The organism is Pseudomonas furukawaii (assembly GCF_002355475.1).
GTDB classification, from domain to species: domain Bacteria; phylum Pseudomonadota; class Gammaproteobacteria; order Pseudomonadales; family Pseudomonadaceae; genus Metapseudomonas; species Metapseudomonas furukawaii.
In genome coordinates this window covers 4,418,186-4,432,698 of the sequence record NZ_AP014862.1, presented here as the reverse complement: position 1 = coordinate 4,432,698, position 14,513 = coordinate 4,418,186, and the positions used below count along the sequence as shown (strand labels likewise).

The 14,513-nt window shown below is 68.2% G+C and carries 12 protein-coding genes; 7 read left to right on the top strand and 5 right to left on the bottom strand.

Features of this window, described 5'->3' with window-relative positions:
• Window positions 1-68 precede the first annotated feature (68 nt).
• Window positions 69-683: an eCIS core domain-containing protein gene (locus KF707C_RS20470; RefSeq protein WP_051050805.1), complete on the bottom strand. Its 615-nt coding sequence runs from the start codon at window positions 681-683 to the stop codon at window positions 69-71.
• A 299-nt stretch (window positions 684-982) separates the two neighbouring features.
• Here KF707C_RS20470 and ycaC point away from each other — a divergent pair, with 299 nt between their 5' ends.
• Both ycaC and KF707C_RS20460 read left to right on the top strand, forming a co-directional pair.
• The gene (ycaC, locus tag KF707C_RS20465) at window positions 983-1,603 is read left to right on the top strand and encodes an isochorismate family cysteine hydrolase YcaC (RefSeq protein ID WP_003456896.1); all 621 of its coding nucleotides are present in this window, start codon (window positions 983-985) and stop codon (window positions 1,601-1,603) included.
• A 568-nt stretch (window positions 1,604-2,171) separates the two neighbouring features.
• Window positions 2,172-3,797 carry a methyl-accepting chemotaxis protein gene (locus tag KF707C_RS20460; RefSeq protein WP_003456898.1) on the top strand — a complete coding sequence of 542 codons (1,626 nt, stop codon included), beginning with the start codon at window positions 2,172-2,174 and terminating at the stop codon, window positions 3,795-3,797.
• 21 nt (window positions 3,798-3,818) lie between these two features.
• Here KF707C_RS20460 and KF707C_RS20455 read toward each other — a convergent pair whose 3' ends face one another.
• Window positions 3,819-4,721, bottom strand: coding sequence for a LysR family transcriptional regulator (locus tag KF707C_RS20455; RefSeq protein WP_003456900.1), 903 nt, complete (start codon window positions 4,719-4,721; stop codon window positions 3,819-3,821).
• A 275-nt stretch (window positions 4,722-4,996) separates the two neighbouring features.
• On the opposite strand from KF707C_RS20455, the gene KF707C_RS20450 reads away from it, so the two are divergent.
• Window positions 4,997-6,481: a purine-cytosine permease family protein gene (locus tag KF707C_RS20450; protein WP_003456902.1), complete on the top strand. Its 1,485-nt coding sequence runs from the start codon at window positions 4,997-4,999 to the stop codon at window positions 6,479-6,481.
• A gap of 104 nt (window positions 6,482-6,585) precedes the next feature.
• Window positions 6,586-7,425, top strand: coding sequence for a nitrilase family protein (locus tag KF707C_RS20445; protein ID WP_003456904.1), 840 nt, complete (start codon window positions 6,586-6,588; stop codon window positions 7,423-7,425).
• Window positions 7,426-7,428: 3 nt separating this feature from the next.
• Here the strand turns inward: KF707C_RS20445 and KF707C_RS20440 are convergent, their stop codons facing one another.
• Window positions 7,429-7,830 carry a helix-turn-helix domain-containing protein gene (locus KF707C_RS20440; protein WP_003456906.1) on the bottom strand — a complete coding sequence of 134 codons (402 nt, stop codon included), beginning with the start codon at window positions 7,828-7,830 and terminating at the stop codon, window positions 7,429-7,431.
• An 8-nt stretch (window positions 7,831-7,838) separates the two neighbouring features.
• On the bottom strand, window positions 7,839-8,123 hold the full coding sequence (locus KF707C_RS20435) for a type II toxin-antitoxin system HigB family toxin (RefSeq protein ID WP_003456907.1): 285 nt from the start codon (window positions 8,121-8,123) through the stop codon (window positions 7,839-7,841).
• A 533-nt stretch (window positions 8,124-8,656) separates the two neighbouring features.
• On the opposite strand from KF707C_RS20435, the gene nirB reads away from it, so the two are divergent.
• Both nirB and nirD read left to right on the top strand, forming a co-directional pair.
• Window positions 8,657-11,209 carry a nitrite reductase large subunit NirB gene (nirB, locus tag KF707C_RS20430; RefSeq protein ID WP_003456908.1) on the top strand — a complete coding sequence of 851 codons (2,553 nt, stop codon included), beginning with the start codon at window positions 8,657-8,659 and terminating at the stop codon, window positions 11,207-11,209.
• Entirely contained in the window at window positions 11,209-11,577 is a 369-nt protein-coding gene (gene nirD, locus KF707C_RS20425; protein ID WP_003456909.1) for a nitrite reductase small subunit NirD, read from the top strand. The genes nirB and nirD overlap by 1 nt, the downstream gene beginning before the upstream one ends.
• Window positions 11,578-11,802: 225 nt before the next feature.
• On the opposite strand, the gene KF707C_RS20420 is transcribed toward nirD, so the two are convergent.
• A complete protein-coding gene (locus KF707C_RS20420) occupies window positions 11,803-12,834 on the bottom strand; it encodes a LysR family transcriptional regulator (RefSeq protein WP_003456910.1) in 1,032 nt (343 codons plus the stop codon).
• Between the two features lie 169 nt (window positions 12,835-13,003).
• Here KF707C_RS20420 and KF707C_RS20415 point away from each other — a divergent pair, with 169 nt between their 5' ends.
• Window positions 13,004-14,512, top strand: a complete 1,509-nt coding sequence (locus tag KF707C_RS20415) for an efflux transporter outer membrane subunit (protein WP_003456911.1) — start codon at window positions 13,004-13,006, stop codon at window positions 14,510-14,512.
• Window position 14,513 lies beyond the last annotated feature (1 nt).

The window sequence follows — 14,513 nt, the reverse complement described above, 5'->3', positions numbered from 1 at the left end:
CGGCCCCGAGGAACAGACCGGTCACCGAGAGCGCCATCCCCGGCACTGAAGCGTTGCGATCCGTCGCCTCAGGGCTGCCGGGCGGCGGTGGTGACCCCGGGTTTCTGCGCGCGGGCCACATCGGCCTGGATCTTGTAGGCGGGGGCTTCCACCGCGTTGAAGTCCTGGGTGTAGCGGCGGGCGAAGTCTTCCACGCCCCAGTCCAGGTACTGCTGCACATGGAAGAGTTCATGGGCCCAGAGGGCGACGTCGTCCTCGGCGTCCTCCGGGTGGCGGAAGACGATCACGTCCACCAGGGTCACGGCCTGCACGTCGGGGTTCTGCATCAGGGTGCTGGCGGCGTCCAGTTCCTGGCCCACGCCCACCTTGTAGCGGGCGGTGTCCAGTACCCGCAGGTCGTAGTAGGGCTCCAGCTGGGCGCGGATGTGCAGGGGGATGGGGCGCAGGTCGCTTTCCGGCATCTGCGCCCGGGACTGCTGGATCCACTGCTGCAGGCTGCTCGCCGCCATGCCGTTGACCTGCTCCAGCAGCGGGGCGATGTCCCCGGGCTGGCCGGGCGCGCAGAAGCAGGTCACCACGCAGACCCTGGACTGCCCGTTGGGACAGGCGACGGCGGCGGTGGCGAACAGGGACAGGGCGAGGATGGACTGGCGGAGCAGGTTGAGCGGGGTTGCTGCGGACAACTGGGCCTCCCGGAGGCGCGTGAAGGGCGCGTCATTATGGACAGCATCGCCGGGCATTGGTTTTCGCGGACCTTCGCCGCTTGTCGCCACGCGCCCCATTTTCCCCGGACCCTGTGTGTCTTGCCGGGCAGGGTCGGGCACGACCGTTCGTCGTGCCGGGCCTGCGTGTCAGCGCCGGGTCACGCGCCTTGCCTAACCTTTCCCTTCCCAGGTGTTCAGGGCCTGGCCGTGCTCGCCAGGCTATCCACGGCGCCGCCGGCTTCCGAGACCGGCGCACAACCCAAGCAAGGAGAACTTCCATGGCTACTCCCTACAAGCGTCTGGACAAGAACGACGCCGCCGTCCTGCTGGTGGACCACCAGGCCGGCCTGCTGTCGCTGGTGCGGGACTTCACCCCCGACGAGTTCAAGAACAACGTGCTGGCCCTGGCCGATATCGCCAAGTTCTTCAACCTGCCGACCATTCTCACCACCAGCTTCGAGTCCGGCCCCAACGGCCCGCTGGTGCCGGAACTGAAGGCCATGTTCCCGGACGCGCCCTATATCGCCCGCCACGGCAACATCAACGCCTGGGACAACGAGGACTTCGTCAAGGCGGTGAGGGCCACCGGCAAGAAGCAGCTGATCATCGCCGGCGTCGTGACCGACGTCTGCGTGGCCTTCCCGACCCTGTCCGCGTTGGCCGAGGGCTACGACGTGTTCGTGGTGACCGACGCCTCCGGCACCTTCAACCCGGTGGTGCGCGATGCCGCGCTGAACCGCATGAGCCAGGCCGGCGCCCAGCTGATGAACTGGTTCGCCGTGGGGTGCGAGCTGCATCGTGACTGGCGCAACGACATCGAAGGCTTCGGCGGCCTGCTGGCCGGGCACCTGCCGGCCTACGCCAACCTGATGCAGAGCTTCTCCTCCAACGCCAAGTAAGCAGGTGTTCGCGGGCAAGCCCGTTCCTACGGCGGGACCGGATTTCGTAGGAGCCGGCTTGCCGGCGAAGGGTGCGGAGATGTTCGCGGGCGAGCCCGCTCCTACGACGGGGTTGGATTTCGTAGGAGCCGGCTTGCCGGCGAAGGGGGCGGAAATGTTCGCGGGCGAGCCCGCTCCTACGGCGGGGTTGGATTTTGTAGGAGCCGGCTTGCCGGCGAAGGGTGCGTAGATGTTCGCGGGCGAGCCGCTACGGCGGAGCCGGCTTGCCGGCGAATGCAGGATCCGTTACCGCGCAGACGATGATGTCATTCTGGCTTTACCGGGCGATGCATTCAGACCCGCAACCGGAGTATTCTGCCGCTGCCATTGGCCCCGGCGCCCCCGGTTCCGCTGGTGCAAGCCTCCCAGCGCTTTCCCGCGCGCGTTTGATGATCATCGATTCACCCCTGCCATTGCCTGGCCATGCGCTTCCAGTCGCCAGACCTTGGCTGTCTGGTCATCCCGGAAGCCTGGCGGCGGAAACGGGTCGCATCGGCAATGAACACACTTGTCAGAAAAGGAGTCGAGAGTGGATTTCAGGAACTTGAAGATCGGCCTCAGGGCGGGCCTGGGATTTGCCGTGCTGACGGTGCTCAGCCTGATCCTGGGTGGCGTCGCCCTCTACCAGATGAAGCGGATGGACGCCATGGCGCAGCAGGTTGACCAGAACTGGTTGCCCGCCATCGTCACCGTCAACGAGCTCAACACCGCGACCTCCCGGGTCCGCGCGCTGACCCTGAGCATGCTGGCGCTGCGCGGCAACACCGCGCTGAAGTCCACCAGCGATCGGATCGATGAAATCAAGCGGCAGGCCAAGGACGCGGAGGCGCGTTACCAGTCGCTGATTTCCACCGAGACGGAGCGCGTCGCCTTCGCCGAGTTCCAGGCGGCCCTGTCCCGCTACCTGGAGCAGCAGCAACTGGTGCAGAGCAAGATGCTGCAGGGGGCTCGCGCCGAAGCCATCGACATCATCAACACCAAGCTCAACGACCTGGCCTCCGAGCTGACGCGGGAGATGCTCGACCTGACCGAGATCAACAAGGCGGGCGCCCAACGAGCCACCCAGGAAAGCGATCGGGTCTTCGCGCAGGCCATCACCCTGATCGCCGCGACCATGGCCGTGACCGCCGCCCTGACCCTCGCCATCGCCCTGCTGCTGACCCGCAGCATCGTCCGCCCCCTGGCCCAGGCGGTCGACGTGGCGCGCACCGTGGCGTCCGGCGACCTGACCCATCGCATCCAGGTGACCGGCAGCGACGAGCCGGCGCAGTTGCTGCACGCCCTGCGGGAGATGCAGCAGAACCTGAGGGACACCCTTCAGCGCATCGCCGACTCCTCCACCCAGCTGGCTTCGGCCTCGGAGGAGTTGCACGCGGTCACCGAGGACTCCACCCGTGGCCTGCACCGGCAGAACACCGAGATCGAGCAGGCCGCCACCGCGGTGAACGAGATGACCGCCGCCGTCGAGGAAGTGGCGCGCAACGCCGTCACCACCTCCGAGGCCTCCCGGCACACCGACCGCACCGCCCAGGACGGTCGAGACCGGGTGCGCCAGACCGTGGAGTCCATCAGCCAGCTGGCCAATGACGTGACGGTCACCTCCGAGGAAGTGGGGCAACTGGCGGTCGAGGTGCGCAATATCTCCCAGGTGCTCAACGTCATCCGCGCCATCGCCGAGCAGACCAACCTGCTGGCGCTCAACGCCGCCATCGAGGCCGCGCGGGCGGGCGAGCAGGGCCGGGGCTTCGCCGTGGTGGCCGACGAGGTGCGCGCCCTGGCCCACCGCACCCAGCAGTCCACGGCGGAAATCGAACAGATGATCAACGGCATCCAGCAGGGCACCGAGAAGGCCGTCGGCGCCATGCAGAACAGCATGGGGCGCGCCCAGTCCACCCTGCAGGTGGCCCAGGCCGCCGGTGAGGCGCTGGAAGACATCACCCGCGCCATCGCCGAGATCAACGAACGCAACCTGGTGATCGCCAGCGCCTCGGAGGAACAGGCCCAGGTGGCCCGTGAAGTGGACCGCAACCTGGTGAACATCCGCGACCTGGCGGTGCAGACCTCCGCCGGCGCCGATCAGACCAGCGCCTCCAGCCAGGAGCTGTCGCGCCTGGCGGTGGACCTGAACGGCCTGGTGGCGAAGTTCTCGGTCTGACGGGGGCTGCCGAGGTGCCCTTCAAGGCACCTCGAAGACGTCCACCAGCGCCTCCAGGAAGGCGCTGACCAGCTCCCCCTGCCTCGCCGACCGCCGCACCGCGACCTGGAAGTCCACCTCGTAGCGCAGCCGGTCGGGGTTCAAGGCGCGCAATTGCCCCTGCTCGACGTGACCACTGGCGTAGTGCTGGGGCAGAAAGCCCAGGTGCTGGCCGGAGAGGATCAGCATGGCGGCGCCGTCCATGCTGTCGGTCAGCGCGGTCAGACGTTCCAGTTCGGTGGGCGCGGGCATCTCCGGGAGCGGATGGCTGGGCCAGACCCATTCGTATCCGGTCACCGCCTCGCGCGGCAGGGCGCCGGCCTGCCCGTACAACGGGTGACCGGCGCCGCAGTAGGCGATCTGGGTTTCGCGGAACAGCGCCAGGTAGTCGAGGCTGTCCAGCCGGCGCCAGAAATAGCCGATCGCCAGGTCCAGGTGGCCATTCACCAGCCGCTCCTCGAGGAAGCTGGACGACAGCTCGGTGAACTGGAAGTACAGCCCCTGGTTGCGCGCCCGCAGACGCGAGATGGCCAGGGCGAGGCGCTTGTTCGCCTGCGGGTCCAGCTGCCCCATCAGGCCCACGCCGAGGGTGCCGCTGAGGGTGCGGTTGATCTGCTGCACCTCCACCCGGAAGCCTTCCGCGGCGGCCAGGAAGCGCCGGGCCGCGTCGAGGAACTGGGCGCCCCGGGGCGTCACGGCGAAGCCGGCGCGTCCCCGTTCGCAGAGGCGGAAGCCCAGGCGGGTCTCCAGCGCGGCCAATTGCGCACTGATGGTGGGCTGGCTGGTGTTGAGCAGGGCCTGGGCGGCGGAGACGCCCCCGGCCTCCACCACCGCGAGAAAGACCCGGATCAGGCGGATATCCAGTTCCGATACGTTGCCCAGCATGCTTGACCTCGGGCGACTCATATAGGTCGCGATCTATGTGAACAGTGTGGGGCGGGTATTTTACGGCTCACCGACCCGCCCTAGATTGGCCTTCGGCGGTTGCGGCGGATGCCCGCAGGCATGGTGGTACGAGCCTTGCCGGTGCGCGCCAGCCTACTTCGCCAAGGGCGAAGGGGGCCAGGGTCCGCTTCGGTCAACATAGATGGATTCGATGTTCATCACGCGGTTCGAGGGCGTTGCCGCCCCACACAAGAACAAGATCGAGGAGACGCTCCATGTCCGGGTCCACCCCTATCGCCCGCAGCGCCGAGTCCGGCGCGGGGCTGGCCATCGAAGGCCGTTCCATCGACTACATTCCCGAGTCCGAGCGCCACGGGCGGCTCGCCAGCCAGGGCCCGTTCTGGTTCCTCGGCAACTTCCACTTCTTCACCCTCTCCATCGGCTTCGTCGGCCCGAGCCTGGGGCTTTCGGCGCTGTGGACCACCCTGGCCGGCGCCCTGGGCATCATGTTCGGCACGCTGTTCATGGCCTTCCATGGTTCCCAGGGGCCGGAAATGGGGCTGCCGCAGATGATCCAGTCGCGGGCCCAGTTCGGCTATCGCGGCGTGGTCCTGGCGCTGCTGGCGACCTTGTTCGTGTTCGTCGGCTTCAATCTGGTCAATGTCACGCTGATCATGGAGGGCCTGCGTAACGTCTTCGGCCTGGCGCCGCTGCCGGTCGCCTGCGCCGTGATCTCCGTGGGGGCCTTGCTGGCCATCTACGGCCATGACCTGATGCACCGGGCCTTCAAGTGGGCGCTGCTGGTCACCCTGCCGCTCTATACCCTGGTCACCCTGGCCCTGATGTTCGGCGCAGGCTGGGGCGCGGCGCCGGCCGAGCCCTCGACCCTGGGCTTCAACGGGGTCGCCTTCGCCACCCAGTTCGCCATCGCGGCCAGCTACAACATCGCCTACGCACCCTATGTCTCGGACTACTCGCGCTACCTGCCCAGGCACACCGTCCGCTGGAAGCTGATCGCGGCGGTGTTCCTCGGCGCGTCCCTCTCCGGTGCCTGGATGATCGGCCTGGGCGCCTGGATGGCGGAGCTGCTCCAGGCCTCCGACGCCCTGGTGGCGCTGGACCGCATCGGCTCGGCGCTGCTGCCGGGGCTGGGTCATCTGCTGGTGGTGGTCTCGGTGCTGGGTTTCCTGCCGGTGATCGCCCTGAACACCTACAGCGCCATGCTGACGTTGCTCACCGGCATCGACTCCGTCCGCCCCATCCGCCCCACGCCCCGGGCGCGGGTGCTGGCGATCCTCTGCATCACCCTGCTGCTGCTGGCCTGCGTGCTGAGCCTGCGTGGCAGCGGCATCGCCATCCTCAACACCGTGCTGGTGCTGATGCTCTACTTCCTGGTGCCCTGGACCGCGGTGAACCTGGTGGACTACTTCTTCGTCCGCAGGGGGCGCTACGCCATCCCCCATTTCTTCACGCCCAATGGCCTCTACGGCGCCTGGCAGATGCGCGGCATCCTCGCTTACCTGGTGGGCTTCGCCTGCATGATTCCGTTCTTCTGCATCGTCGATGCCGGCAGTGGCGAGGCGGTATTCGTCGGCCCGGTGGCGCGCCTGCTGGACGGCGTGGACATCGCCTGGCTGGTGGGGCTGGCGGTGTCCGGCCTGACCTACCTCGTCCTCAGCCGTTCCCTCGACCTGGAAGCCGAGCGCCTTGTCATCGCCGGCATCCGCGAGGAGGACATCCTCGCCAGCGGGCAGTCCTAGCCTGGAAGCCATCCAGGCGCGGCGCTCGGGTTCCCCGGATTGCATCCGGGCCAGCGGAAGGCGAAGCCCCTTCGATCCAACGAGACAACAGGGAGAACGATTCAATGAGCGCATACAGCGTGGTGGCGTGCTGCCAGATTGCGCCCCGGGTGGGCGACCTGGCCTACAACCGGCGCATCGGCGAGCGGGCGATCCGCGATGCGGCCCGGCATGGGGCGCAGATCCTGGTGCTGCCGGAGCTGGCCCAGAGCGGCTACGTCTTCCATGACCTGGAGGAAGCCCGGACGCTCGCCGAAACCCGCGATGGTCCCGCGCTGCAACTGTGGCGGGCACTGGCCCGAGAGCTTGGCGTGGTCATCGTCGGCGGCTTCTGCGAGCAGCTGGAGGAGGGCGGCGTGGCCAACAGCGCGGCCCTGGTGGACGCCAGCGGCGTGCGGGCGATCTACCGCAAGGCCCACCTCTGGGACGGAGAGAACACCATCTTCAGCGCCGGCACCGAGCCGCCCCCGGTGGTGGACACCGCCTTCGGGCGGATCGCCCTGATGATCTGCTACGACCTGGAGTTCCCCGAATGGGTGCGCCTGCCGGCCCTGGCCGGCGCCGAGCTGATCTGCGCCCCGGTGAACTGGCCCCGGGCACCGCGTCCGCCCCTGGAAAGGCCGGCGGAAGTGGTGCGGGTGCAGGCCAACGCCTCGGTCAACCGCCTGTTCATCGCCGCCTGCGACCGCCACGGCCACGAGCGCGGCGTGGATTGGGTGCAGGGCTCGGTGATAGTCGACTCCGACGGCTATCCCCTCGCCGGTCCGGTGGAGGAGGGTGGCGAGCAGTTGCTGCTGGCGACGCTGAACCTGGCGGAGGCCCGCGACAAGCGCATCAGCCGCCACAATCACCTGCACCAGGACCGCCGTCCGGGGCTTTATGGCGAGGGTGGACTGCTGGCCTGAGGATCAGATGAAGAGGTCGGCGGGTACCTGGAAGCGCTCCACCAGGGCACGGATCTGGCGGACGTTCAGCTGACGCTTGCCCGCCAGGATTTCCGAGACCACGGACTGTGCGCCCACCTCGGGCAGGTCGCCCTGGCTCAGTCCGTGCTCCTGCATCAGCAGACGCAGCACTTCTCGTCCCGGGGCCTTGGGCATGGGGAAGTGAACCGCATCGTAGGCGGCGATCAGCTCGCCCATCTGCGCGGCCAGACCGCCCAGCGGGTGCTCCGGTGCTCCCGCGATCTCGTCCAGCAGCTCGTCCAGGGCGTCCACCAGGGTTCGGTAGTCCGCTTCGGAGCGGGGAGGGGTGAGCAGCGGGGCAACGAAGTGCCAGTGTGCCTTGGCCAGTTTCAAGCGGTCGTCCATTTGGCACCTCACTTCCAATGGTTGCGGTCGTACTCGCGATGGTCGAGTACGGCACGGATGAAGACTTTTCTGAAGCGATAGTCCACGACCGCGATCAGGCGGAGCTTGTTGCCACCGATATCGAACACATGCTTGTCGCCGACCTTGTCCACGCTGGGGAAGGTCTGCTTCATGTCGGCGAAATCCGTCGGCTCCAGGCGACCCATCAGGCGATACCAGGCGTCCAGGGCCGAAGCGGCTTCAGGCCATCGCTCCTTCGCCTCCCAGATGCGCTTCTGAGTGATTATGTGCATGCCATATCCCTATAGCAAATTGCGATAGTCAACTTAGACGGCTTCCAGTCCATCGACCAATCGGCCCTGGGGGCGTCGGCCTGTCGGCCTCTGCGCAACCTGTCGTAGGGCCTGGACAAGGCGCGCAACTGCCCCCTGGCGATCGCGTTGCGGGCACCGGCTTGGGGCGATTGGGCGGAACGAGCACTGTTTTGGGACGCTGGCCGGGGGCGTGGCAGAGCTCGCCGAGTGAGCTTACGTATCGGCGGCGTCGGCTCTGGAAGGCCCGTGCCTGGGGCCTCCGCGCGGCGGCACCAGGCCCTTGTCGGTGAACTGGCACAGCCACTGCATAGAGGCTCACAGGCCCAACGCGACCACTGCGGAGGGCGGCCCGGTGGATCAATGGCGATCAGGCTTCCGGGCTGACAGGTGCGCCCGGCAGCGAGGCCCGGCGACACCCTATAACGAACAGGCAAAGGCGCCTGGGACTTTCGAGTTCCAGGCGCTTTTTTTTTGCCCCCAGAAAACCTGATTGGCTTGGCCGGGTGCTACCTATGAACACTTCCAACCCTGATCTGCAAACGCTGGTCGTCATCGGCAACGGCATGGTGGGTCACCACTGCGTCGAGCAACTCATCGAGCGTGGCGCGCTGGATCGCTACCGCATCCAGGTGTTCAGCGAGGAGCCGCTGCGCGCCTACGACCGCGTGCACCTCTCGGAGTACTTCGGCGGCCGCGATGCCGAATCCCTCGCCCTGGGCGAAGCCAGCCTGTACCAGACGCCGGGGGTGACCCTGCACCTGGGCGTACCGGTGCTGGAGATCGACCGCGCCCGCCGCGAGGTGATCACCGCCCAGGGTTGCGTGGCCTACGACAAGTTGGTGCTGGCCACCGGTTCCTATCCCTTCGTGCCGCCCATCGAGGGTGCCGAGGGGGATTCGCGCCTGGTCTACCGCACCCTGGCGGATCTCGACACCATCCGCGCGGCGGCGACGTCCGCCCGCCGGGGCGTGGTGGTGGGCGGCGGCCTGCTGGGCCTGGAGGCGGCCAATGCGCTCAAGTCCCTGGGCCTCGACGCCCATGTGGTGGAGTTCGCCCCGCGCCTGATGCCGGTGCAACTGGACGACCAGGGCGGCCAGGCGCTGAAGGCGCGCATCGAGGCCTTGGGCGTAGGCGTTCACCTGTCCAAGGCCACCCAGTCCATCAGCGCGGGCGAGGACTACCGCTACCGGATGAACTTCGCCGGCGAGGATTTCCTGGAAACCGACCTGATCGTCTTCTCCGCCGGCATCCGTCCCCAGGACGCCCTGGCCCGCGCGTGCGGCCTGGAACTCGGCCCAAGGGGCGGTATCGCCATCGACGGCCAATGCCTGAGCTCCGACCCGGACATCTTCGCCATCGGCGAGTGCGCGGCCTGGAACGGCAGCATCTTCGGCCTGGTCGCGCCGGGCTACCAGATGGCCCGCAGCGTCGCCGCCCAGCTCTGCGGCGAGGAGGCCGACCCCTTCATCGGCGCGGACATGTCCACCAAGCTGAAGCTGCTGGGGGTGGACGTGGGCTCCATTGGCGACGCCCACGGCGCGCTGCCGGGTGCCCGCAGCTACCGTTTCATCGATGAAGCCACCTCCAGCTACCGCCGCCTGGTGGTATCCGCCGACGGCAAGCAGGCCCTGGGCGCGGTGCTGGTGGGGGACAACAGCTACTACGACACCCTGCTGCAGTACGTGCAGAACGGCATCGCGCTGCCCGCCGACCCGGCCAGCCTGATCCTGCCGGCGGGCGAGGGCGCCCCGGCGCTGGGCGCCGACGCGCTGCCGGCCACGGCCACCGTCTGCTCCTGCCACAACGTCAGCAAGGGCGCCATCTGTTCCGCCATCGACAACGGCTGCACCGATGTCGCCGGGGTCAAGGCCTGCACCAAGGCGGCCACCGGCTGCGGCGGCTGCGCCGCGCTGCTCAAGCAGGTGGTGGAGCACGAGCTGTCGGCCCGTGGCGTGGCGGTGGACAAGAGCCTCTGCGAACACTTCGCCTACACCCGTCAGGAGCTCTACGCCCTGGTGCGTGTGGAGGGCATCGAGACCTTCGAGGAAATGCTCGCCAAGCACGGCCGTGGCCATGTGGGCTGCGAGATCTGCAAGCCGGCCGTCGGCTCCATCCTCGCGTCCTGCTGGAACCGCCCGATCCAGGAGCCCTGGCTGGTGCCCCTGCAGGACACCAACGACACCTTCATGGCCAACATGCAGAAGAACGGCACCTACTCGGTGGTGCCGCGCATCCCGGGCGGCGAGATCACCCCGGAAGGCCTGATCGCCATTGGCGAGGTGGCGAAGAAGTACAAGCTCTACACCAAGATCACCGGCGGCCAGCGCATCGACCTGTTCGGCGCCCAGCTCCACGAACTGCCGGATATCTGGGCCGAGCTGATCGCCGCCGGTTTCGAAACCGGCCATGCCTACGGCAAGTCCACCCGCACCGTGAAGTCCTGCGTGGGCAGCACCTGGTGCCGCTACGGGGTGCAGGACAGCGTGAAGATGGCCCTGGACATCGAGCACCGCTACAAGGGCCTGCGCTCGCCCCACAAGCTGAAGTTCGCCGTGTCCGGCTGCACCCGCGAGTGCGCCGAGGCCCAGAGCAAGGACGTGGGCGTGATCGCCACCGAGAAGGGCTGGAACCTCTACGTCTGCGGCAACGGCGGCATGCGTCCGCGCCACGCCGAGCTGTTCGCCACCGACCTGGATGACGAGAGCCTGATCCGCATCATCGACCGCTTCCTGATGTTCTACATCCGCACCGCCGACAAGCTGCAGCGCACGTCGGTGTGGCGCGAGAGCCTGGAAGGCGGCCTGGACTACCTCAAGGCGGTGATCCTCGACGACAGCCTGGGCCTGGCGGCCGAGCTGGAGGCGCAGATGCAACTGGTGGTGGACCGCTACGAGTGCGAGTGGGCCAACGCCATCCAGGACCCGGAGAAGCTCAAGCGCTTCCGTACCTTCGTCAACGACGGTCGCGGTGATCCGGATGTTCATTTCGTCAACGAGCGTGGGCAGATTCGTCCGGCGAAGGCGGCCGAGCTCACCCTGATTCCCCTAGCCGAGGAGGTGGTCTGATGGCCCCGGTCAACGCACAACGTATCGACGTTTCTCCCCAGTGGCAGGTGCTCTGCAGTCGCCAGGACCTGGTGCCCAATTCCGGCGTGGTGGCCTGGCTGGACGGCGCCCAGGTGGCGCTCTTCTACCTGCCGGACGCAGAAGAGGGGCGGCAACTGTTCGCCGTGGACAACCACGACCCCCATGCCGGCGCCAATGTGATCGGCCGGGGTATCGTCGGGCACCTTGGCGGCGACCTGGTGATCGCCTCGCCCCTCTACAAGCAGCACTACCGCCTGGAAGACGGGACCTGCCTCGAATACCCGGAGCAGCGCCTGCGGACCTGGCCGGTGCGCCTCAATGGCGAAGTGGTGGAGGTGGGGTTGTAACCCCGCCGAATCTCCGGGGGCGGGCTCGCCTGCGAAGGGACCGTGCGGTTCGCCGGCGAGCCGGCTCCTACGATGCCGGGTCCCGCGCCGCTGTAGGAGCGGGCTTGCCCGCGAAGGGTCCGCACCATTCGCCGGCGAGCCGGCTCCTACGATGTCGGGTCCCGCGCCGCTGTAGGAGCGGGCTTGCCCGCGAAGGGGCCGCACCATTCGCCGGCGAGCCGGCTCCTACGATGTCGAGTCCCGCTCCGCTGTAGGAGCGGGCTTGCCCGCGAATACCTCCGCACCATTCGCCGTCAAGCCGGCTCCTCCCGGAGTGCCCAGCCTCAGGCTGAACGCCGCTACCGCCTGCTCGTCCGCCGCGACCCGCTCGGGCAGGAATTCGCGGAGGAACTCCACCCAGGTGCGGATCTTCGCATCGAGGAACTGCCGCGACGGATACAGGGCGTAGATGCCCAGGGGAAACAGGCTGTGGCTCGGCAGCACCCGCATCAGGCTGCCGTCCTTGAGGCCGCTGATGGCCGAGTACACCGGGAGCACGCCGATGCCGATGCCGGCCTTGATGGCCTCGGTCATGGCATCGGCGGTGTTCACCTGGAAGGGCGTCTGGGTGACAGGGACCAGTTCCTGGCCGTCCGGTCCGTCCAGCAGCCACTTGTCCAGGGCCATCACATTGTTCACCAGGCGCAGGCAGCGGTGCCGCGACAGGTCGGCGGGCTGGCGCGGCGCGCCGTGCTTCTCCACGTAGCCCGGCGAGGCGCAGAGCACGCTGTAGGTGGTGCCCAGCTGCTTGGAAATGAACCCGGAATCCGGCAGCTCCTGGGCGATCACCACGGAAATGTCGTAGCCCTCGTCGAGGATGTCGGTGGTGCGGTTGGCCAGGGTCAGGTCGAAGCTGACGTCCGGGTACTTCTCGCTGTACCCGGCGATGGCCTTGATCAGGTAGTGCTGGCTGATTCCGGTCATGGCGTGGACCTTCAGATTGCCCACCGGCCGTGCATGGGCCTCGCTGGCTTCGGCCTCCGCCTCCTCGATGTAGCCGAGGATCTGTTCGCAGCGGTGCAGGTAGCGCTGGCCGGCCTCGGTGAGCGCGATGCGGCGGGTCGTGCGGTGCAGCAGGCGGGTGCGCAGGTGGGTTTCGAGGGTGGCGACTGCGCGGGAGATGTAGGAGGTGGTCAGGTCCATGCGCTGGGCGGCTGCGGTGAAGCTGCCGGTCTCCGCCACGCAGACGAAGGCGCGCATGTTGAAGAGGATGTCCATTGAGGGTCCTGGCCCGGGAAGGGAGGCGAATTTTGTCACGGAGTGTGTCGGGGGATTATGGCTGATTCAGTACACAATCCTTCATCTATCCGTCGCCTTATCCTCGGCACGCGCCCCCCCTAGAATCGCCGCCACTTCAGCTCGTTCCACCCATTCAGGGTCCGCCGCAGTGCTCCGCAATCCTTGGTCCGGCCTTCCAGGCGCCGGCCTGTTTCTCGTTGTCCTCTCCCTCACCGCCTGCATCGACAGCCAGGGCATCGCTCCCCGGAGCGAGCGTCTCGATGTCGCCGCCGTCGATGCCGGCCGCGCCATTCGCCAGGCTGAACGGGAGGCCCGCTGGCCCGACGCCCGCTGGTGGCGCGCCTATGGTGATCCGCAGCTGGACGCCTGGATGGAGATGGCCCTTGCCGAAAGCCCCACACTCGCCATGGCGGCCGCGCGGGTCCGTCAGGCCCGCGCCCTGGTCGGTGCGGTGGAGTCCGCCGAACGGCCCCAGGCGAACCTCGACGCCAGCCTGCAACGCAAGCGCTGGCCGGACGACTATTTCTATGGTCCTGGCGACCTGGCGCGCACCACCAGCTGGAACAACACCAGCCTGCTGGGCTTTTCCTACGACCTGGACCTCTGGGGACGGGAGCGCAGTCGCAGCGCGCAGGCCCTGGACCAGGCGCGGATGCGCGGGGCGGAGGCGCGCCTGGCAGCGCTGGAGCTCCAGGGCAACCTGGTACGCAGCTACATCGGCCTGGCCCTGCTGCACGGCGAACGCGATGTGGCGCAGGCAAGCCTGGCGCAACAGGAGCAGCGCCTGGCCCTGGCCCAGCGACGCCTGCGCGATGGCATCGGCACGCGCCTGGAGGTCAGCCGCGTGGAGGCGGAACTGCCCGAAACCCACAGGCGTATCGACGCCCTGGACGAATCCATCGCGCTCGTGCGGCACCAGCTGGCGGCCCTCGCCGGCAGGGGGCCGGGGGAAGGGGACCGCCTGCAGCGTCCGCGCCTCGACTTGCAACGCATGCCCGGGCTGCCCGACAAGCTGCCGCTGGAGCTGCTGGGACGGCGCCCCGACCTGGTGGCCAGTCGCTGGGCGGTGGCAGCGGAGGCGCGGGGCATCGAGGTGGCCAAGGCCGGCTTCTATCCCAACATCGACCTGCTGGGCGGTGTCGGCTCCAGCGCCACCCAGGGCGGCATGCTGGATTTCCTGCGCTACGACAGCCTCACCTACCACCTGGGCCCGGCGCTGTCGCTGCCGGTGTTCGACGGCGGCCTGCGCCGGGGGCAACTGGGCGCCGCCACCGCTGGCTACGACCTGGCGGTGGAGCGCTACAACCAGACCCTGGTCAATGCCCTGCGCCAGGTGTCCGACGGCCTGGTGCGCATCCACTCCCTCCAGCAGCAGCGACGGCTTGCCGCCGAGGCCGTGGCCGCCGCCCGCGCCACCTGCGACCTCGCCCTGCTGGCCCAGCAGCGGGGCCTGACCGGTTTCGACGCGGTGCTGGATGCCCAGCCGCCGCTGTTCCGGCGCCAGCTCAGGCAGCGGGAGGTGGAGGCCGCCCTGCTCACCGCCCAGGCCGACCTGCTCCTGGCCCTCGGCGGCGGCGTGCAGCCCGAGCCCGCTGGCCCGGACGAAGCGGACCTGGTGCCACGGCAACCCCGCCTGCGATTTCTCCCCAAGCCCTGAG